The organism is Pelagicoccus albus, from assembly GCF_014230145.1.
Taxonomy (GTDB): Bacteria; Verrucomicrobiota; Verrucomicrobiia; order Opitutales; family Opitutaceae; genus Pelagicoccus; species Pelagicoccus albus.
Window position 1 is genome coordinate 980,006 of record NZ_JACHVC010000012.1, and the last position, 20,519, is coordinate 1,000,524.

Annotated in this window: 16 protein-coding genes; 12 read left to right on the plus strand and 4 right to left on the minus strand. The window is 51.9% G+C overall.

Features of this window, described 5'->3' with window-relative positions; genetic code table 11:
- Positions 1-343 precede the first annotated feature (343 nt).
- The 10 genes from H5P27_RS13870 to H5P27_RS13915 all read left to right on the plus strand — a co-directional run bounded on the left by H5P27_RS13870 (position 344) and on the right by H5P27_RS13915 (position 8,754).
- Complete coding sequence (locus tag H5P27_RS13870) at positions 344-1,441, plus strand: AI-2E family transporter (protein ID WP_185660993.1); 1,098 nt, start codon at positions 344-346, stop codon at positions 1,439-1,441.
- Between the two features lie 224 nt (positions 1,442-1,665).
- Positions 1,666-2,073: a hypothetical protein gene (locus H5P27_RS13875; RefSeq protein ID WP_185660994.1), complete on the plus strand. Its 408-nt coding sequence runs from the start codon at positions 1,666-1,668 to the stop codon at positions 2,071-2,073.
- A gap of 437 nt (positions 2,074-2,510) precedes the next feature.
- Positions 2,511-2,954 carry a hypothetical protein gene (locus tag H5P27_RS13880; RefSeq protein WP_185660995.1) on the plus strand — a complete coding sequence of 148 codons (444 nt, stop codon included), beginning with the start codon at positions 2,511-2,513 and terminating at the stop codon, positions 2,952-2,954.
- 22 nt (positions 2,955-2,976) lie between these two features.
- A complete protein-coding gene (locus H5P27_RS13885) occupies positions 2,977-3,426 on the plus strand; it encodes a phage holin family protein (protein WP_185660996.1) in 450 nt (149 codons plus the stop codon).
- Positions 3,423-3,734, plus strand: a complete 312-nt coding sequence (locus H5P27_RS13890) for a DUF3618 domain-containing protein (protein WP_185660997.1) — start codon at positions 3,423-3,425, stop codon at positions 3,732-3,734. The genes H5P27_RS13885 and H5P27_RS13890 overlap by 4 nt, the downstream gene beginning before the upstream one ends.
- 34 nt (positions 3,735-3,768) lie before the next feature.
- Positions 3,769-4,266 (plus strand): hypothetical protein, encoded by a 498-nt coding sequence (locus tag H5P27_RS13895; protein WP_185660998.1) that lies wholly within the window; start codon positions 3,769-3,771, stop codon positions 4,264-4,266.
- 286 nt (positions 4,267-4,552) lie between these two features.
- Complete coding sequence (locus H5P27_RS13900; RefSeq protein ID WP_185660999.1) at positions 4,553-5,266, plus strand: cysteine peptidase family C39 domain-containing protein; 714 nt, start codon at positions 4,553-4,555, stop codon at positions 5,264-5,266.
- Entirely contained in the window at positions 5,263-6,753 is a 1,491-nt protein-coding gene (locus H5P27_RS13905) for a RimK family protein (RefSeq protein WP_185661000.1), read from the plus strand. The genes H5P27_RS13900 and H5P27_RS13905 overlap by 4 nt, the downstream gene beginning before the upstream one ends.
- 22 nt (positions 6,754-6,775) lie before the next feature.
- On the plus strand, positions 6,776-8,038 hold the full coding sequence (locus H5P27_RS13910) for a carboxylate-amine ligase (protein ID WP_185661001.1): 1,263 nt from the start codon (positions 6,776-6,778) through the stop codon (positions 8,036-8,038).
- A gap of 11 nt (positions 8,039-8,049) precedes the next feature.
- Positions 8,050-8,754, plus strand: a complete 705-nt coding sequence (locus H5P27_RS13915) for an N-formylglutamate amidohydrolase (RefSeq protein ID WP_185661002.1) — start codon at positions 8,050-8,052, stop codon at positions 8,752-8,754.
- Here H5P27_RS13915 and H5P27_RS13920 read toward each other — a convergent pair.
- The 4 genes from H5P27_RS13920 to H5P27_RS13935 all read right to left on the minus strand — a co-directional run bounded on the left by H5P27_RS13920 (position 8,751) and on the right by H5P27_RS13935 (position 17,729).
- Entirely contained in the window at positions 8,751-12,221 is a 3,471-nt protein-coding gene (locus tag H5P27_RS13920) for an FG-GAP-like repeat-containing protein (RefSeq protein WP_185661003.1), read from the minus strand. The two genes, H5P27_RS13915 and H5P27_RS13920, sit on opposite strands and share 4 nt — an antisense overlap.
- A gap of 176 nt (positions 12,222-12,397) precedes the next feature.
- Entirely contained in the window at positions 12,398-16,018 is a 3,621-nt protein-coding gene (locus tag H5P27_RS13925; protein ID WP_185661004.1) for a TonB-dependent receptor, read from the minus strand.
- Between the two features lie 122 nt (positions 16,019-16,140).
- Positions 16,141-17,196 carry a FecR family protein gene (locus H5P27_RS13930; RefSeq protein ID WP_185661005.1) on the minus strand — a complete coding sequence of 352 codons (1,056 nt, stop codon included), beginning with the start codon at positions 17,194-17,196 and terminating at the stop codon, positions 16,141-16,143.
- The gene (locus H5P27_RS13935; protein ID WP_185661006.1) at positions 17,193-17,729 is read right to left on the minus strand and encodes an RNA polymerase sigma factor; all 537 of its coding nucleotides are present in this window, start codon (positions 17,727-17,729) and stop codon (positions 17,193-17,195) included. The genes H5P27_RS13930 and H5P27_RS13935 overlap by 4 nt, the downstream gene beginning before the upstream one ends.
- A gap of 264 nt (positions 17,730-17,993) precedes the next feature.
- Between H5P27_RS13935 and H5P27_RS13940 the strand changes: the two genes are divergently transcribed.
- Both H5P27_RS13940 and H5P27_RS20240 read left to right on the plus strand, forming a co-directional pair.
- Positions 17,994-20,222 carry an NADP-dependent isocitrate dehydrogenase gene (locus H5P27_RS13940; RefSeq protein ID WP_185661007.1) on the plus strand — a complete coding sequence of 743 codons (2,229 nt, stop codon included), beginning with the start codon at positions 17,994-17,996 and terminating at the stop codon, positions 20,220-20,222.
- Between the two features lie 61 nt (positions 20,223-20,283).
- Positions 20,284-20,454 (plus strand): hypothetical protein, encoded by a 171-nt coding sequence (locus tag H5P27_RS20240; protein WP_425511343.1) that lies wholly within the window; start codon positions 20,284-20,286, stop codon positions 20,452-20,454.
- The last annotated feature ends 65 nt before the right edge of the window (positions 20,455-20,519 follow it).

Sequence of the window (20,519 nt, forward strand, 5' to 3'; positions counted from 1 at the left end):
CGCCCGATGTCGAGGTCACGACCCTGTACAGTTCAAATACCCACGAGGGACAAGCGTGCCACTGAAAAGTGGCCATGCAAAGCGCATCCGCACAACAACCTCATTCATGCAGGCCGCAGCGAAACCGTGCCAAGCTGACGCGGAAAGCAGTCTCACCTACTTGAGAAAAAATCGCATAAGGGACTGATTTCAGGCTACTTAACTCATTCGCGACCGTGCCTCATTAGGATTTGGCGCAAATCGAGCGAGGCATCAGATCCTCCTCCAAAGCTTTGAAGACCGTCGGCAAGTCGTAACGACCCGCCGCCAAAGTTCGGGAAAACGTTGCACTCAGGAATCCAGCATGAAGCCCACCCATCCAGACCAAGGCCGCTCTCAAGCAAACTCGCCTCTTAGCGTACCACTCCCCCAACCTCATGCAAGTCAGTGGGTGGTGTTCTCAATCATCATATTCGTAACCCTCTACGTCGCCCGAGGATTCTTGCTCCCCGTTTTCTCTTCCCTGCTTCTAGCGTACGCACTGATCCCCTTTGTGCGGATCCTGACAAGATTGAAGATTCCCCGCGTAATCGCTGCCTTCCTAGTCGTCGGCCTATTCACGGCTTCCTTCACATACGGAATCTACGCTCTTTCTACACCCGCCATCGAGTGGCTTGAAAAAGCCCCCCAAAGCTTTGACCGAGTCGAACGGCTCCTGGAATCAATAAAGCGGCCTGTCGACAACGTAAATGCCGCCTCAGAGCGTCTGAATCAGATGGCACAGGGAGAAGACGGCGGAAGAGAGGTCGTGGTTAGAATGAAAGAATCTGACTTCATCAACGTAGTTTTAAACCAAACTCCCATCGTAATCGGAGCAGTCATCTCGACTCTCATTTTTCTTTTCTTCCTCCTCGCATACGGCGACTTGCTGATGAGACGGGTTGTGGAAATATCTCCTAGACTCCGTGACAAAATAAAAGCGGTCGATGCAGCCAGGGAAGTAGAAACTAGCGTATCTAAATACTTAGTAACTGTTTCTCTCATAAACGTCGCGCTCGGTCTATGCGTCGGCATTTCTCTCTTCGCCCTTGGCTTTGAAAACCCAATTCTTTGGGGAGCCCTGGCGACTATGTTTAATTTCATACCATACCTCGGAGCAATCGCAGGGGTAGGTCTCCTTGGCCTCGCTTCCTTCACCGTTAACAGCGATCCACAAGTCGCGCTTGTCTATCCAGGCGTTTATCTGCTGCTCACCGTATTGGAAGGCCATTTCATCACGCCTATGATACTGGGACGCTCCTTCATGATTAACCCCATCTTCATCATACTTGTGTTAGTCTTCCTAGGATGGATGTGGGGAGTTGTAGGAGCAGTGATGGCAGTGCCGCTATTGGTAGCGGCAAAAGCTGCTGCAGCACATTTCGAAAGCACACGGCAACTGGCCACCCTATTAAGCAGATAGAGAAAATGCCCCCTAGAACAACCGGCGTTTTGCATCGAAGCCCCCTCAAGTTGCAATGGGATCCATCGGTTCACAACGTTCGCAGAGACTGTATTCAATTTTCTACTCCTTTTCCTCCGAGGAGAGAAAGAGCTCCCACACTTTAAGTGACCAGAAATCCAACACTTGGCATGAAATTTGTGATATCCCCCACAAAGTTAACCAGCTGATCTGAGAGACAGAAAATGATAACAGAAACAAAGTCGCGTAATTCCAAATCTTGTATGGAATGGAAATTCAATAAAATCGCCGTAGATGAGTGGGCCAAAACAGAACTAGCAACTCTCAAAACTGCTGCTGATATGAAAGCCAGAACTGACTTCATTCTTGCTAAGCTCGAGACAGAATCTTGGCTGCCAAAAAATCTGAGCACCTCAATCCGCGAAAAATGCCAGATGATAGCAGCTCTCTTCAAAGCTGGGCAGCTCACCCCCGTAAACTCGCGGGACATTGTAGAGGAGCTAGCTGCCATAACCTACCCATTCGACGAGCTTGTTCTCCGCTCCAGCACACTTTGCCAGATTAGAACCTTGGATCTCGAGCTCAACGACTTCACCTACCGCTCGGGCTACCGCGAGCTCGCGGCGAGCTAGACGAAAGCAATAACAACTTTACTAAGAAATGCCCGAACCATCGGGCTGGGGACCGTGGCATAATTTTCATGCCACGGTTCTGTGGTTTAGGGCCTGTATTTTGCGTCTCCAGGTTTCAGTTACGAGATGATCTGCCCATTCGCAAAGAAAGCTACTCAGCCTCCCGCTCAACCGTAATGACGCGGAGTAATCGAGCTTACGTATCCTGAATCTTGTTACTAATTCCCAGTCCCCATTTACCCCGTGCAAGTTGCATAAGAAAGGGTTCAACGAGGTCTGCGCTTCGCAACACTGAGTCGAGGTTCTAAATCTAATAATATTTTTTTGTTTTTTATCTCCCTACATGTGAACCACTTACAAAAACTCACAACCAACCCGGTCCCGAGTCTGCTAGATGGTGTGGCAAACGAAAAAGTAAACTTAGCCCACCATACCACATGACTACACAAACCAACTCAGGAATCGATCCGGCTTACGAAAACGAAGCACAAACACCATCACCTCTGTCGTCCAACGAAGACTGGCTCTCCGAACGCAAAAGAGAAGTGTGCGAAGCTCTAGAAGAAAAGTCCAAGCAGCTGGGCAATCAAGCGAAGTCCCGTCTGTCAGAGCGAATGAGCAACTTCGACACCGCCTTGAACAAGGCCTCAAAATCTCTGGAGAAGAACAACGAAATCCCCGCTGCAGAAGCAACTCGCCAGATGGCGGATAAAATCAAGGGCGCGGTGGACTACCTCGACGAAAACTCGCCAGAGCAGCTGGTCAAAGACTCAGCCAATACAGTCAAGAAGCAACCCCTCCTCACCCTAGGGGCTGCACTCGCGGCTGGCTTTATAGTCGGTCGACTTCTCACCGCAAACAGCGGTGAGGACCAAGCCTAAACAACTAAACCTGGGAGGAATCATGCAGACAAAAGAAACGATGAATCGAGGTCGGAGCACCGCCGACATCCCAGGATTGTTCGGAGAGCTCCGAGACGAGTTCGCATCTCTATTTCAGGCCACGACAGCACTCCTTAGAAAGGAGCTCAGCGAAAACGTTTCTAACGCCACGAAGGCCCTGACAGCCACGCTAACTGGATTCGCGGTTTTGCTGATCGGAACGTTCTTCGCTATCGTGGGGCTCAACTTGCTGGTGATAGCCCTGCTCGCCCCAGAAGTCATGAGCTACGAACACGCGGCCTGGGTCACCACCCTCACCACGGCGCTCACCATGGGGACCACAGGCTACATCATGGCCAAACGAAATGCCCGAAACCTCAACGCCGAAGACCTGATTCCAGACAAAACGCTGAGAACTCTTGAGGAGCACGGCCAATGGCTTCTGGCGAAAGCGGAGGACACCACGAAATGATACAGCAAAGAATTCCAGATGACGGCAGTGCATCCAGTGACGAATTAAGACTGAAAGTTCAACAGACGCGTGCCCGCGTGTCGGATACAATCGATAGTTTGGGACACGAGCTTAGCCCCAAAAAACTGATACGCGGATACGTGGATGACTCGTCGGATGCCTTAGCCGAAATAGCGACCGACAAACTTAAACAAGTGGCCGGAGCCGCAATTGATCACGTAAAGCGAAACCCAGTCCCTTTCTTCCTAATCGCTGCAGGCATCGTCTTCGCTAGCAAATCAAAGAACCAAAACGAAAAGGGACGCTAAAAATCACAAACAGGAACCACCAACCAAAAACAAAATGAACGAATTAAAAGACACCACAACAACAGCCATGGACCACACATGGGAAAACAACCACGCCACCGAAAACTCAACTGGTGTAATGGACAAAGTAAGCGAACGCTCTAAGGCTGCAAAAGCCAAAATAAGCGAGACTGCGGCCGATATTACTGAAAGAACCCGCAGCCAAATCGACACTGCCTCGGCTAAGGCAAAAGAGACTTATGTCGAGGCCCGAGAACGAGTCGGAGCTGCGAGCCGAAACGCTCAATCAAACGTTAAGTCATCGTTCGAAAAACACCCGCTTGCGTTCCTCGGTGGAGCAGTCGCCGCTGGCATTCTGATCGGCATGGCCATTCCCAACTCTCGGAAGGAAACCGGTGCCCTGGCCGACACAGTCAGCAAGTTGCGCAACAAAGCCAAGGCCGCTAAGGACGAAGCCCTCGCCACCGCTCAAGAGGCTGCCGATGCAACAAGCGAAAAGGTAGAGGAACACTACAAGCAATCTACTATCTAGCGAACCGCGAGCCGTACCTATCACAGAATTAGACATCTGACCAACCGAGCCGCCCCGGGGACACCCCGCGGGCGGTTTCGTTTTACCCAAGCCGTCTTCTAAGATCCTTTTTTACGGTTCTAAACAAACCACAGGCGCTGAGCGGAAAATTTCAGCTCCCAAAAACAAAAATTCACGCTCAGGAAACAAAATCCGACTTGGCAGTGGGTTCGGCAATAATATCATCCGCCCTCACAAACTCAACAATGCGAAACACGAGGGCCCTCTCCTAGCGAAGGCCTGAACAATGAAAACGAACACCACGAGGCCAGGCATCAAGATGCTGGCCCAGCCGACTGAAACCAGTTGCGGCCCGACCTGCCTTCACGCAGTTTATCACCACTTCGAGGACGAATATCCCCTCGAAGAAATCATCTCTGAAATACCGGAGAATCCGGATGGTGGAACCTATTCGGTGATGTTGGCCAATCACGCTTTGGAGCGAGGCTACTCTGCGACTATTTACAGCTACAACCTACGTGTGTTCGACCCTACGTGGGCAAACCTCAGCTCGGAGCAAATCATCCCAAAACTCGCGCTGCGACGGGAACACTCCCACAGTAAACGAGCGCGAGCGAACCTCAGCGCCTACATTGAATTCCTCCAAAAGGGAGGCGAAATCCGTTTTGACGAGCTCGACTCTGAACTGCTCGCAATGCTTCTGGCAAAAGGTGGTCCCGTGATCGCGGGCCTAAACTCCACCCACCTGTACCGCAGCGCGAGACTAAAGAAAAGCGGCAAAGAAGACGACGTGGTCGGCGATGTAGAGGGCCACTTTGTAACGTTATTTGAATACGATCATGCGAATAAACAAATCCTCGTCGCAGATCCCTACTTAAAGAATCCCCTATCGGAAACACAACTATATGCGATCGCTCCCCAGCGGCTGATCAACTCGGTCATGCTCGGGATCGTCACCTACGACGCCAACCTTTTGGTCATCGAAAAACCGAGCAAATGACATCTTTCAATACCGAGATCCGGTCGGAACTGAATTTCCGTATCGTGGTCGATTCCCCGAGCAAAATTCCAACGCGCTTCAAATCGTTTCCGACCGTCACTTCTGCACAGTATCTATCTTCCGAGTACGCAGATCGCAAAAGACTGAAGATCGTAAACCTTTGTTCGCACCGAAAGGCCCTTTCCACAAGCTACTACGTCTCTCTTCTCGCAGAAGCGAGAAACCATCGTTGCCTGCCGGAAGCGAAGACCTTGCACCAGATCGAGAGCAAACTGCTTATCCGGGATGCCGTGGGGGATCTAGAGGAACTCTTCCAGTCCTCCTTCAAGCGGTTAACGACCAGCCAATTCACACTTAGCGTCTACTTCGGCAAGAACTTGGCCAAATCCTACGACAAGTTGGCGAAGCGACTCTACGCCCTATTTCCGTGCCCACTCGTTCAGTACCAATTCCTAAAGGTAGACGGAAAATGGAAGCTCAAGGAGATTAACCAACTTGGCCTACACCAAACTCCGGACGAGCATCACGAATTCATAGCTGACCAGCTCGAAGCCATGCTCCACAAGCGTTGGAGGAGAGACCAGCCAAGCAAAACTTATCGCTACGAAATCGCCATTCTCGTCAACGCTCAGGAAGCCAACGCCCCGTCAGATGAGGCTGCCTTGGCCAAGTTTTGCAAGGCTGCCAACCAACTGGATATGCGGGCCGAAATCATTTCCCCTCGCGACTTGCCGCGCTTGATGGAATTCGACGCCCTCTTTCTTCGAGAGACAACGCGACTCGACAACCACACCATGCGATTCGCCCTAAAAGCGGAACGTTCCGGAATGGTTGTCATCGACGACCCAGAATCGATCCGTCGCTGCTGCAACAAAGTTTACCTAGCAGAGCTGTTGCGGGCCAAAAACATCCCGACTCCCACTTCAACCCTGATCACAAAGCGAAACCTGCACGAGATATCGCCCGGTTTCTCCTATCCGCTAGTAGTCAAAATACCAGACGGTTCCTTCTCCATCGGAGTGCACAAGGTCAAGAGCGAGCCAGAACTCCTCAGCCTCTGTAAAGATCTTCTCAATACATCTAGCGTACTCATCGCCCAAGAGTTCGTCCCTACCGACTTTGATTGGCGCATCGGAGTTATCGATGGCGTACCGCTCTATGCCTGCCGCTACTACATGAGCAAGGGGCATTGGCAAATCTACAATCACGCGGTCAAGGGCGCAGACTCTTCCGGCGACAGCGCAGGAGTGCCTATCGACCAAGTTCCGCCAGTAGTCATTGAGACAGCGATCAAAGCTGCCGCCTTGATAGGAAATGGATTCTACGGAGTTGATATTAAACAGAGTGGCGATGTCGCCCTAGTCATTGAAGTAAACGACAATCCAAGCATAGACGCCGGCATCGAAGACGAGCTAATCGGAGACGAACTCTACCTCGCCATCATGGGAACTTTCCTCAAGCGCTTGGAAGCTAAGCGCGATCGATAAGTAATATATAGCGAAACCAGAAATGTCCAAAAAAACACTTTCTCTCTTTCAAGCGTTCGGAATCGAACTGGAGTATATGATCGTCGATCGCGATACCCAACGCCCTTGTCCCATCGCAGAGCAAATCCTCCTCGATGAAGATGGCCAAACCGTAAACGAAATCTCGCTCGGTCCGATCGACGTTTCCAACGAGTTGGCAACCCACGTATTGGAGTTCAAGACGACGGCCCCGACAGCTGACTTGAAGCAGCTAAAGAGCGACTTCATGGATGCGATCGCCACCATGAACGAAAGGCTTGCTCCCCACAACGCAATCCTGGCTCCGGGTGGTGCCCACCCCTTTATGGATCCCGCCACAGAGGGGCATACTTGGAGCAGCGGCGACAGAACCATTTACGAGACCTACGACCGCATTTTCAATTGTAGCAGTCACGGATGGTTCAACTTGCAAAGCTGTCATTTGAATCTGCCCTTCGCCAATGAAGAAGAGTTCGCACGCTTGCATGCAGCGATAATTCTGATCCTGCCCTACTTGCCCGCTCTTTCTGCAAGTACGCCCTATCTTGAATCTAGATACACCGGATTTTTGGATACACGAATCAACGTCTACAAAGACAACCAAAAGAAGGTGCCACAGATAGCCGGAAGCATTGTCCCAGAGCCCGTTTTCACTTTCGCCGATTACCAGAGCGAGATTCTAGAAAAAACCTACCAAGCGATTGCGCCCTACGATCCACATTCCATCTTGCGCTACGAATGGCTAAACTCTCGCGGAGCGATTGCTCGCTTCGACCGAAACGCCATAGAGATCCGTGTTCTGGATACACAGGAATGCCCAGAGCAAGACCTAGCGATTTGTTCTTTGATCATTTCTCTTCTCAAGGTGCTTTGCGCTTTGGACATGGCGGATTTGAAAACTTTCGCCGAAACCTATTCGCCCGCCCAGCGTAAGAGCCAACTCCTAAGCGTGGCTCAAGACGGTTTCGAAGCGGAACTCGAACTGCGGGATCTCGCAGACTTGATCGGACTTTCTCCGAAGGAAACCACAGTGGGCGAACTCTGGGCTGCGATTCTGTCGAAACTCGGTGGAGATAAAAACCTGACCGACTACCAAGAGACATTGTCCTACATCCTCCAAGAGGGAAATCTAGCCGAGAGAATGCTAGCAGTCGTCGGAAAGGATCCCGCTCCCGAGAATCTGAGAGAACTGGTCAAAAGCCTAAGCTCTTCCTTGGAAACCGGCGAGCGATTCGATTCGAGTCAACCACTCGTAACCGCTTCCTAACTTGTTCTAAAATGGGTAGCCGTTCTCTTTACGGATTCGTAGTTACCGCCGAACATGCTTCCGATGCGATTCCAAGCTCTTGCAGCGATATCTTGCAGAGAGAGTTTGATGCGTCTGATGTCCATCAACGATTCGATCCAGGAACAAAATCGATTGCCGAGTCCCTCGCGGTAAAGCTCGAGGCTACTCTTTGCCTAGGGAAATTCACTCGCCTCGCCATCGACCTAAATCGCTCAATCGGCGGGCCAGATCTTTTCAGCAAATCCTTGTTTCGAGCAGATGAGGAATTGAAAGCGAGCCTTATTCAAAACCATTTCCTTCCTTTTCGGAAAGAAGCGAAAGAGGCTGTGGAAGCACTAATCCAAAATAAAAAAATCGCCACTCACCTATCCATCCACTCTTTCACACCGGTGTTGAATGGAGTTGTACGTAATCTCGATATCGGAGTCCTTTATGACGATGAATCAAGCGGTGAAACAAAGTTGGCTAACCATCTTATTCAATGCCTTTCCGCTGACTTTCCAAAATTAAAAGTCGCAGCAAATAAACCTTACCTAGGGAAAAGCGACGGACACACAACCGCCCTTCGTCGCATATTTCCTGATACAAACTATCTGGGCATCGAGTTCGAATTCAACCAAGCTCTAGATTTCCAGCGAGACAGTGAGGCCTTAGTGGATTCAATACTCACCTCCCTCCGCTTCTATACAGCTTAATCAATACCCCAACCTAGAACAATCTCGCCCTGTTCAAAAGGCCCCTTGAACTTCACCCATTCTCCGCCTGGCCTGCGAACCTGAATCTCTTCTATTTCGACTCCTGTTGGCATTGCGAAGAACAACCGTTGACTAGATTGACTCAAATATCCAGATCCACAATACAGCTCTCGTACCACCTCTTTCCCGTTCGAAAGGATTAGCTTAACTATGGTACCGGCCTGGTTTTGTCGACCGTCCCAGTCTTGCAAATCGATCCAATAGCGACGAGCAGGCTGCGGAGAATCGTTTCGGTAGATAAGCACGCTGCTGTTGTTGCGCGATAGAATGAAGTCTGGATCTCCGTCGTCATCGATATCGGTGTTCACGAGTGCCTTGGCATCTCCTGTTACAAGCAACCCCGACTCTCCGGGCAGCACCGCTTCGAACTCTCCGTCTCCCCTTCCCAGCAAGGTCAAACTAAGCCCGCCATCAAAGCGACCCGCACTGGGAATTGGAGCATAATCATTTTGCATCAAGTAAAGATCCAATCTCCCATCCCCATCCATATCGACTGCGGCCATGCCATAAATCGGAGCGACTTGAGCCAAGCGGGGAAAGGGACGAAATTCGTAGGTATCATTGCCTTGACTCATGAATACTCCGCTTGCGAACTGCGTCGCTTCCCAAGATTGAGCCGACTGCAAAAATTCATCACCGACGACATCACGCAGATCAGCGACCGCGTATGCATCATTTCCCCTGAGGCGGCTACTCAAGGTAGGGAGCTCCGCCCTCAAAACATTGTACCCCCGCATCGGATACATTGTTTCCTCTTCGTGTTCGACTTCAATCAAGACATCCCGGTTTTCCAGTTTTCCCGCCAGAAGCTTGGCCGGCTCTCTCTCCGTCGCCGAATAAGGTGTATTCAATCCTAAATTTCCAGCCGCATAATCCAACTTTCCGTCTCCATTGAAATCGCCACTTACCAACGAATTCCACCAGCCGGTTCCTCCAGAATCAAAACCGTAACGTTCAGTCGCATCCTCAAAGCCTCCCAACAAACCACGATTTATCCAGCATCTGACAGCAGACCACTCTCCGGCTACCAACAGGTCTGGCCATCCATCCGAATTAATGTCGGTAAAAAGAGACGACCTAAGAGCCCCACCCCCTTCGGACTCGGGTAACCAATCGCTTTTCGCCAAACGAAAGCGACCGTCCTCATTCAAAAGCAAAGCATTGGAATAAGGCTCTGGGTAGCGACCAGGAAGCACTCCCCCTCCCAAAAACAGATCAATATCCCCGTCATTATCTACGTCAGCTGCCGCTGCTGTCCCCACAGCCATCGAAATCGCTGGCAGCATGGAGTCGCTCCGATTTACGAATACGGCCCTTCCGTCGTTTTCGTAATATTCAATCCGATACGACTCATGGCCCACCTGGTGTGATACTCCACTGGCCGTTCGAATTAAGTCCAAGTCTCCATCACCATCCCCATCAAAAACGAGGATTGGTCCGTCGTTACTTCCCCTGCTTTGCAAATGAATCGCCGAGGACGATGGATAGCTGCCGCTTTCGTTTTGCAAAAAGATAGTCGCCGGATCCAACGCGGTTCCGCCAACAACGAGATCCTCCCTACCATCTCCATTCAAATCACCAATTGCCAAAGCTGGACCCACTCTATTTCCTCGGCGTGGAAGCAAAGGCTGCTGGCGCCTTTCATCGATAACGGATTCACGAGTGCGATGTAGAAGCTCAAGCTCGCGGCTTGCCTCGCTAAAAGCCAAGCGCGCGATTGGATTCTCCTTCGTTTGCTCAACCGCCGTTTCCTCTTCCTCGATCTGATACCGGTACCCAGCTTCCAGATTTTCAAGGACCTGCACCGTGCCACTTGGCCACTGAACTTCGAGTCGCTTCACACTCTCATCACTACCCAATCCGAAATGTACAATCGGCTCGCTGGTGGAAAGGTACCCACGCGAGAGCGAGAGGGTTTTGAACTGTTTACCGGAGCTCGTTTGAATTTCGACGTTCGCCCCGATTCCGTAGTAATTGGAATCCTGTCCCCGCAGTTCCAATACGATTCGATTCCCGTACAAGGAATCGTTTCGCATGAGGGTAACGTTGCCCTGGTAGTTGCCGTAAACAAGATCGAGGTCCCCATCTAAATCGAAATCGCCCGTGGCGGCCCCAAAACTAATCCCTATCTCATCCAAACCCCATTCATTACCAATTTCTTCGAAGCTCAAATTTCCCGTATTTCGAAATGCCAAATTCTTCTCCAGCAAAGGAGGACTCTTTTCAACGAGAGCGACTCTTTGCTGCGGGGATCGAGCTCGTCTAACCTTAGACATCAAGTCCGTGTTGTGCAGCTCCCGGATCATCCCCGTAGTGACATGCAAATCTGACCAGCCATCGTTGTCGAAATCCTCGAACCGGAGCGACCAGGTCCAATCTGTCGCTTCTAAACCCATGAGATGAGCAGCTTCGAAAAATGGCCCCATCCCAGAATTAAGGTAGACCACATTTCTGGGGTACTGCTGAGCAGCGAACGGATTGGAGTGAGGGTCCACGGCTTCGCCCCTTCCATCCACCATCCCTCTCATGTCTTTTTCGCGCGTTCGGGCCGCCATATCCGCCACCATAAAATCGATGAGCCCATCGTTGTTTAAATCCGCGATATCTGCCCCCATGGAGGAATTAGGGGTATGGGCGACCACATAGCTCAACACATCGACGAAGCGTCCGTCGCCAACATTGTGATACAGTCGATCGGAGGGCGTAAAATCATTGGCCACATACAGGTCTAGATACCCATCTTGATTGTAATCAATCCATGTGGCGGAATGCCCCTGTCCCGCGCCCGATATACCTGCTTTACGGGTAACGTTCTCAAAGGTTCCATCTCCGCGATTCCGGAAAAGGTAATCCTCTTGTCCACTCGGAGCTTCCTGCAAACTTAGGAGATTCGTTTGCAGATAAAAATCGAGATAACCGTCTCGGTCGAAATCCGCAAAAGATGCCATACCGCTGGCATCCCGGACATTTACTCCTGCTCGAATGGCTTTGTTTATAAAGGTACCATCCCCATTATTCCGATACAATCGATTTGGACTATTGTACCTACATTCGTAAATATCCAACCAGCCATCATTATCGTAATCAACAAAGGCAACACCTTGACACCAGCCTTGCGTGGAGCCCGCGACCCCTGCGGTTTCTGTCAGATCCTCAAACTGCCAATTGCCAAGATTCCGAAAGAGTCGATTGCTTTCAGTCTTACTGGCTAGGTATAGATCTGGCAGCCCGTCGCGGTCAAAGTCCCCCACCGCAACTCCTGTCCCCAGAGCCCCCAAAGAAAACTCCAAAAACCGCTCTCCCCACATAGATGGGTCTGCGTATTTATTTTCAAGATACACTCCTGAGTGTTCACTTCGAACCTCTTGAAACAAGGCTTCTCCTTGGCCTGAACTTTTTTCACTCAAGGGAGTTTTACTGACAACCTGCGAGTGAGACTCCTCGCAAGGCAGAAGAGAGAAAACGAAACAGAGAGATATAGGTATACGGTTCAAAACAGGGCGATCAAGGATTGGGGCAAAGCGAAAGGGAGGCTCCCGTCGGAACCTCCCTACTATCACTACTCTAAGATTATACCCATTTCTTAGAATGCAAGCGTAGTGGTGAAGAAGAACTGTCGCGGGTCGACGATGCGGTAAGCGGTCTTCTCGCCATCGGGGTTTATAGCGATAGGCTGTAAATCGCCGTCTTCCAGGACGTCACGAATATTCAGTTGGAATTTCAGGTCCGCCTTTCCTTCCATGATTTCCATCTTGTAGCTAGCCCACAGGTCAACGTGGAATTCCTCGCCGGAGTAAACCGGCTTATCCGGGTCCAACCTACGAATCAGCCCATCATCGTCAGCTTCCGCGGCAAGGTATCCAATAATCGCTGCATCTTCCCAGCGAGCGCTTCCTCCAATACCTAGTCCCTCGAACTTACCGTCAGTGAAGACGTAATTCGAAATCACGTTCCAACGCCATTCGCGTTGGCCCGGTGTTTTCTTTCCGGCAAGCGTCCGCTGCAATGCCATCTGCGAATCAACATTCGCATTAAACCACTTGGCGGGCGTATTGAGGACTCCGTGCAGAGCATTGCGTTTGAGGCCGATGTCCACAGGAGTATCGATACTGTCGTTGTTGTAGTCCCAGAAGCTCTGGAATCCCTCCGGCAAAGCGGTAGACGTAGCGTTTTGCCAGATTGGCAGACGTACCGCGAGCCAGTTTGTGTACTCAGGCGCGATGTCGCTAAATACAGTTTCCTGCCGGGCAAGGTTGAACTTGATGTTCCAATTTCTCAGCGGGTTATAAATAACCTGCAGCTCCGTACCCTTGGCCTCGAGCGTGCTGGTTCCCTGGACTGAATCGTTGTAGGTGTGATAGTTATCTGGATACTGCGTGATTTCATCGATACGAGCTTCGGCAGCCGCTCCGGTCAAACCTTCAGCGTCAGCCACCGCTGCCGCCCAGTCTCCGAAGAAGTCCTCGTCGAAGTAACCCATGCGCCAAATAAAGGTACCAGTACTTCCAACACGCGAATTGATTTGCCCAGCTTCGAAGAAGTTCAGGTTAGCGTAAAGCTTACCTTCAAGCAGGTTTAGTCCTACGCCCCAGTCCTTACCTTCTCCAGTAGGAAGCGGAAGCGGTTGGCCCGTTGACATATCGTAGACGACTCCAGCTGGTGTGAAGTTGTCAGACTCGTTGTAGTGGAAATTCAACCAATCAGTTGGCTTGAAAACGATCCCCTTGGATGAGGTGTCACCTGATACGGATTGCCAGTCTCCGAAGGAGGTTCCCACATCGGCTGGATCAGGCTGGCCCGTGGTGGGATCGATAACTGGGAACGAAGAGCTTCTACCCTCGTTGTCATCCGTTCTGAATCCGAGCGTCGTGATGATTTTGTCTTCCCAGAATCTACTTTGCAGAACAACCGCTTCCGAATCAGTATTAGTTTGGCCCGCGGTAGAGACAAAGTGCAGCACTTCGTCATGCGTAACGGATTCCGTGGTCCAATCCCATGAGCTTATGGGAGCATTACCCGCGAGATCGCCGCTAGCGTATCCAATCGGCATGGTGAAGATCCGTGGCTCGTTCAGGACGATGCCGGGATCGTAGTCTACATTTCCCGAATCGTCGCCTAGGTAGAGACGTCTGTAGATCGCCCCTCCCGTACCGGAAGTGTAGTTTTCCTGATTTACCCAAGCATTATCGGAAGTCACGACCTGACGCCAACGGTAGTAGGCCGTATCATAGCTGCGAGATGATACAAGTCCCATGGCACGATGGGAACCGAGGTGCTTCGTCCAATTATCGGAATGGGTGAAATCGAACTCATAGGCCAAAGTCGCCCTCCAGCTGCTGTTCTCTTCGACCTGCGTGAACGCATCCGGTTCACGAACCTCAATAAAGGGCCGCAAGAAATTCGGATTCGCCGATCCATCAAGCAGAACCTCGTTGACGTCTATTTCAATCGTAGCACCGGTCTGCTGTCCGATAAAGTAACTATTGTTCGCCTCGTATTCTTCTTCGAAGTAACCAAGGTTTAAGTACAAGTTAGGAAGAATCTGCTGATCGAGCTCCAAACTCTTAATAGTCGCGTCAGCGGATCCAACATTGCTGGATACGATATTAACGCTTTCCCAGTCGTAGAGGGATTGATCCGTCACACCTGGATAGATGAACAATGGCTGCGTATTGTCTCCGTCAGTACGCATCATCCGATAAACCGAATTCCCATCAACCGTGTCGGGCGAGATGCCAAGGCTTCGCTGGTGAGCGCTCGTTAGAACACCTTGGTCGAAGTTCAGTACCGGACGTCCCGAAGAAGTGGTCAAACCGGCAGGCAAGTCTGCATTGTCATCGATGGGTCCAAAGACTTCCCCATTGATCGTATAGGTACGGTCAACTGCATTCCAGGTCGGACTCCCCGCTTCGATCCACGGGGTAACCATATCGCGCGGAGTTACATTGTTGGGACGGCGATTCTCGTTTTCGTAATTCTCGTATGTCCCGCGGATTGTCGTTCGCTCAGACGGAGAGTAAGTCAAAGCGAGGTATTGCCGATCAGTGTCATCGTAGGATGGCTTGCGGCGGAACCCACGCTCCTCACGGAGCACCGCAAAATTAACGGCTAGAATATCGTCTATGACGGTTTTGTTGTACTGTGCGCTAGCGCGAAAAGCGTCATGGCTACCGAATCGAACCTGGACTTCCCCAAAGTCGTTCCCGATGACCGCCTTGTCTTGGCTCTGGTTTACGATACCTGCCGCACTCCCAAGTCCGAACAGAATGGAGTTCGGTCCCCGATTGATTTCAACGGTTTTCGTGTTGTAGGAATCAAAGGGAATACGAGCGATACTTGGGAAATAATCTCTCGCCGTATCCGCTGGAGCAATACCACGTACACGGTTCGCTGTAGCTGGACCACTGGCAGTTCCGCCATTACTCTTGCCCGCGCCTACGTCGTTAATAGCTCCACTTTTATCCACACTGTAGGCTGTGTAATTGCCGAGTCCTTCCGTATTCGCTTCATAGAGAAACACATCGTTGATGTCCACGGCCGCCGTATCTTCGAGTTGCTGATCGGTTACGACTGTGATGGAAGAGGCAAGGTCTGAAATGCTGCTATTGAGGCGGCTTCCGGCCAAAGTGTTTTCGGAGTAATAACCGATGTCGTTTTCTGAATTGGTCACTTCGAAGGGAGAGAGCTCATAGACTTGCTCTTCATCCACGTCGTCTTGTCCGTTCATTACCGAGGCGGGAACCGCGATGGCCACGATTCCCCGAAAAAGCTTTATGAGCCTTCGTTTCTTTGTTGAGTCAGGTAAATTCATTTGGGGGTCTAAATCTTCAATGTTGGGTGTAGTTTCTGGGGTATCCGAACGGTTCGCTTCTTTGCGAACTGCAGATCGTTTCAATATTCCAAACGCTCTCCCTCCACTAACCGGGACGGCCACGAGTGGGGTGCCCTCCAGCATCAGATCCAACGCCTTTTGGACTTCGTACCATCCCTTTACCGCGTTGGTAGGAACGGATGACGAACTTCCTACGGAGATAAGTATCTCCACCTCCCCTTGAGCCGCAGCGACCTTTAAGGTTTGAGCGACTAGACCAGCCTCCACTTCGAACAGTTTCGGCTCTGTATCGGCACGCAGAATACAGGTCCACGCTAGCATGCAGCCAACGAAGATCGACCAAACGTTGCGTTGGCAACGACTGCGAATCATTTAGGCAAAACTGGGGTAAGGGGACTAGGGGCATACTTCAGTCAGTACACCCCCTATGACACTTCAGATTTAAAAATTAACTAAAACAAATTTATGGATACAAGAATTAAGAAACTAAAAAACTATTCGCCGCTGTGTAGTATGATTTTGGATAAGCCTACTCGCTCCGCCCTTACGTGGTCTGTTAAGACAAGGAGCTCAACAAACTCATCAAGGCGATTCGGACGAAAGGCAGCTGTAACCGGAATCGCATTTAAGGCAACGTCGGCGATCACAATCTGCGTATGATTACGACGATTAAACTCGAGGATAACTTCGGATAGGGGCGTATCCGTAAAATCTAACATTTCGTTTTTCCATGCCAGTCTTTGCGAAATTTCTTCCTCCTCAACATCTTGGACGACTGGAGCCACTGGTTCCTTGTTGAGAGCGACCACTGAAAACTGGCCAGCATGCAGCTTGCGTACTAGAGGCTCTTTCTCCTCGACGATGCTTTCGTTGGTAGTTGCGATTGACGGATTCATAAGTACCCGCCCTTCGGTCACAATCACTTCCACTTGGTCAGGGTTTAAGGATACGTTAAAGGCAGTGCCAACCGCCTGAACCACTGCCCCGCGGGCACGAACAACGAAGGGACGATTGACATCCTTCGCCACCGTGAAATGGGCCTCCCCAGAAAGGAGATCGATCAAACGCTTATCATCGAGAAAGCGTACGGAAACTTGCGCCCCGCGGTTGAGTTCGACGATGGAGCCATCCTCCAATACGTGGTGCTCGTAGAAACGAGCCGATTCGCCTGATGCGAGCAAAGTTACAGCACCGTCATCGCCGTCGGAAACGAAATTCCAAACGAGCAAGGTCATCGCTAAAACAGCGGCCAAGCCAGAAACGAACCGATACCAGACCACGCTGGCCCGTTTTTCCGGCACTGCCAAAAGATCGGGGTTAGGCTCTAAGCTGTGCTCGGGACGCCACTGCGCCAGCAAGTCCATGGAGCGCCACACCGCTTCGCGTTCACGATAAACCGCAGCATGATCCGGATCTTCGGCCAGCCAGTCGAAAAATGCGTCCTGCTCTTGAGCGGTGATGCCGCGATCGTGTTTGGCGATCCATTCAGAGGCCTCTTCTTTAATTCGTTCCTCTCTTCGAGGATCGGACGGTTTGCTCTCGTCACTCATAACTTGCCAGTCTCGCAATAGCGGCCCACGAAATCCGCGCACTTGTTTACCCCGATGGAAATCTGGGCATTCACGGTGCGGGCCGAAATATTCAATTTGCGGGCGATGTCCCTTTGAGACATCCCGTATACTTTTCGTAAGGTAAAAATTTGCCTGCAGCGATCCGGCAGCGACTGGATCGCCTTAGTGAGAATCTCCAACTCTTGATTGCGAGCTACCGCCTCATGCACTCCTTCAGCGCCGTCGATGAACTCACAGTCTTCAATCGGCAAAGCGGTCGTCTCGCCTCGGACCTTGGCATGGCGGACCGAATTCAACGCCAAGTTTCTGGCTGTCGCGAACAGGAAGGCTTTGGGGGCTTTGACCTCCTTTTGGGCATGGGCCTTCATGACCTTTAGGTAAGCTTCCTGCATCACATCATCTAAATCGACACCGGAGGGGAAACGGCTTCGCAACCAGGCGCGTAACATACTGTCGTGCGGTTGCAGGTGTTCGCGGAACCAATCGCTTTCGTCGGGGGATTCGGGGGGCATAATACTGGGCAAAAGTTGGTTAGAGAGTGGCGCTCGTCCAAGAGACACCTACCTCCGTCAAAATGACTAAAAGATTGGCTGGAAATAGGTCAACACAGAGACCTTTCAGGCGGGCGAATTGTCGACAGATCCCTTGAGCCTGGTGGCGATGTCCCCTCTTCTCCGTTTTGCCCGCCTATCTTGTTGACCCTTTCACCAGAAAGAATAGCCAAGTACTCCCCTTAACATGCTATTGAAGGGCAATAATCCACGGTCTCGACAAAAATGAGCACAGAAAAATCTACCATCATCTACACCAAGACAGACGAAGCGCCCGCGCTTGCCACCTATTCCTTCCTTCCCATGGTGCAGGCCTTCGCCAAATCAGCTGGAGTTTCCGTCGAGACTCGAGACATCTCGCTCGCTGGCCGAATCCTGGCCCATTTTCCAGAAAACCTGACCGAAGCCCAGCGCATCGGAGACCACCTTGCCGAACTCGGCGAGCTGGCCACCAAGCCGGAAGCCAACATCATCAAGCTTCCCAACATCTCCGCTTCCATCCCGCAGCTCAACGCAGCCATCAAGGAGCTTCAGGACCACGGATACGACATCCCAAGCTACCCTTCCGATCCCAAAACCGACGCTGAAAAGGAAATCAAGGCTCGCTACGCCAAGGTACTCGGTTCCGCGGTGAATCCAGTGCTTCGCGAGGGCAACTCCGACCGACGCGCTCCAGGAGCCGTTAAGAATTACGCCAAGAAAAACCCACACTCCATGGGCAAGTGGACTGCCGCTTCCAAGACCCGCGTTGCGACCATGGGCAAGGACGACTTCTTCTCCAACGAAAAGTCAGTCACCGTCCCCGAAGCGACCACCGTGGATATCGTCCTCACCACCGCTTCCGGCGAAAAGCAGGTCCTCAAGTCAGGACTCGCCCTCAAAGCAGGCGAAATCATCGACGGCACTTTCATGTCCGCCAAGGCCCTCGACGCCTTCCTCGCAGAGCAAGTAGAAGCGGCCAAGAAGGAAGAAGTCCTCTTTTCCCTTCACATGAAGGCCACCATGATGAAGGTCTCCGACCCGATCATCTTCTCCCATGGCGTTAAGGCCTACTTCGCGGACCTCATCGCCAAGCATGGCGACACCCTCGCCGAGCTGGGAGTGGATTTCAAAAACGGATTCGGCGACCTCGTCTCCAAGATCGAAAGCCTGCCAGCCGACAAGAAGGCTGAAATCGAAGCGGACATCCAAGCCGCCTACACAAGCGGACCCGACCTCGCCATGGTCAACTCCGATAAGGGCATCACCAATCTCCACGTCCCATCCGACGTCATCATCGACGCCTCCATGCCAGCCATGATCCGTTCCGGTGGTATCATGTGGGACAAGGACGGCAAGGAAGCCGATACCCTCGCGGTCATCCCAGACTCCTGCTACGCCGGCGTTTACCAGGCCGTCATCGATTTCTGTAAGGAAAACGGAGCCCTCGATCCCAAGACAATGGGCACCGTGCCAAACGTAGGCCTCATGGCCCAAAAGGCGGAAGAGTACGGCTCCCACGACAAGACTTTCGAAATCGAAGAAGCGGGAACCGTCTCGATCGTAGATGCCGACGGAAACGCCCTCATCTCCCACGAAGTGGAAGCGGGCGACATCTGGCGCGCTTGCCAAGCCAAGGACGCTCCGATTCGCGATTGGGTTAAATTGGCTGTTGCTCGCGCCCGCGCCACCGGAGTTCCCGCCATCTTCTGGCTCGACGGAGATCGCGGCCACGACGCTCAGTTGATCGAAAAGGTTAACACCTACCTGCAAGACCACGACACCGAAGGGCTCGACATCCAGATCCTTCCTCCTGCCGTAGCGTGTAAGTTCTCCGTAGAACGCATGGCCAAGGGGCTCGACACCATCTCCGTCACCGGAAACGTCCTCCGCGACTACAACACCGACCTTTTCCCGATCCTCGAGCTGGGCACTTCCGCCAAGATGCTCTCCATCGTACCTTTGATGAACGGTGGCGGACTTTTCGAAACCGGAGCTGGCGGATCCGCTCCGAAACACGTCCAGCAGTTCCTCAAGGAAAACTACCTGCGTTGGGACTCCCTCGGAGAATTCCTCGCCCTCGCCGTTTCCTTCGAACACCTCAGCGAAACCACTGGCAATGCTAAGGCCAAGGTGCTCGCGACCACGCTCGACGCCGCCACAGGAAAGTTCCTCGAAAACGACAAGTCGCCAACTCGCCGCCTCGGAGGCATCGACAACCGTGGCTCGCACTTCTACCTCTGCCTCTACTGGGCGCAGGAACTCGCAGCCCAGACCGAAGACGCAGAATTGGCCGGTGCATTCCAGCCGGTGGCCGACGCGCTTTCCTCCAGCGAGGAAAAGATAGTGGAAGAGCTGATCGCGGCCCAAGGAAGCGAAGTCGACGCAGGCGGCTACTACCACATGGACGACGAAAAGGCATCCGCCGCCATGCGCCCAAGCGCGACCCTCAACAGTATTCTCGCTCTGGTCTAAGGCAACTTGGCGTAAGCAATCATCTCAAAGAGGCAGCCTTCACGGGCTGCCTTTTTTTTGTATTCGTAAAGTGGCCGCCGGGCTGGACCACAGCCTCCTACTAAAATCAGACGGTACCCTTTACTGGGCAAATCTGCTCGGCCGCGACTATCTTGGAAACACTTCTATCGCTTCAACTCCCAACAAACTTTTGAGTGGCGTCATCGACGTCCATGCGGACCATAAATTGTGACTGTTCGTCACCGAAGCGGAAACCGCCCATGATCATATCTTGTATTTGAAAACCGATCACACTTT

Bases quoted from the DNA above. Each gene is read 5' to 3' on its own strand.
- H5P27_RS13870 (WP_185660993.1), top strand. From the start codon at position 344: ATGAAGCCCACCCATCCAGACCAAGGCCGCTCTCAAGCAAACTCGCCT.
- H5P27_RS13875 (WP_185660994.1), top strand. From the start codon at position 1,666: ATGATAACAGAAACAAAGTCGCGTAATTCCAAATCTTGTATGGAATGG.
- H5P27_RS13880 (WP_185660995.1), top strand. From the start codon at position 2,511: ATGACTACACAAACCAACTCAGGAATCGATCCGGCTTACGAAAACGAA.
- H5P27_RS13885 (WP_185660996.1), top strand. From the start codon at position 2,977: ATGCAGACAAAAGAAACGATGAATCGAGGTCGGAGCACCGCCGACATC.
- H5P27_RS13890 (WP_185660997.1), top strand. From the start codon at position 3,423: ATGATACAGCAAAGAATTCCAGATGACGGCAGTGCATCCAGTGACGAA.
- H5P27_RS13895 (WP_185660998.1), top strand. From the start codon at position 3,769: ATGAACGAATTAAAAGACACCACAACAACAGCCATGGACCACACATGG.
- H5P27_RS13900 (WP_185660999.1), top strand. From the start codon at position 4,553: ATGAAAACGAACACCACGAGGCCAGGCATCAAGATGCTGGCCCAGCCG.
- H5P27_RS13905 (WP_185661000.1), top strand. From the start codon at position 5,263: ATGACATCTTTCAATACCGAGATCCGGTCGGAACTGAATTTCCGTATC.
- H5P27_RS13910 (WP_185661001.1), top strand. From the start codon at position 6,776: ATGTCCAAAAAAACACTTTCTCTCTTTCAAGCGTTCGGAATCGAACTG.
- H5P27_RS13915 (WP_185661002.1), top strand. From the start codon at position 8,050: ATGGGTAGCCGTTCTCTTTACGGATTCGTAGTTACCGCCGAACATGCT.
- H5P27_RS13925 (WP_185661004.1), bottom strand. From the start codon at position 16,018: ATGATTCGCAGTCGTTGCCAACGCAACGTTTGGTCGATCTTCGTTGGC.
- H5P27_RS13930 (WP_185661005.1), bottom strand. From the start codon at position 17,196: ATGAGTGACGAGAGCAAACCGTCCGATCCTCGAAGAGAGGAACGAATT.
- H5P27_RS13935 (WP_185661006.1), bottom strand. From the start codon at position 17,729: ATGCCCCCCGAATCCCCCGACGAAAGCGATTGGTTCCGCGAACACCTG.
- H5P27_RS13940 (WP_185661007.1), top strand. From the start codon at position 17,994: ATGAGCACAGAAAAATCTACCATCATCTACACCAAGACAGACGAAGCG.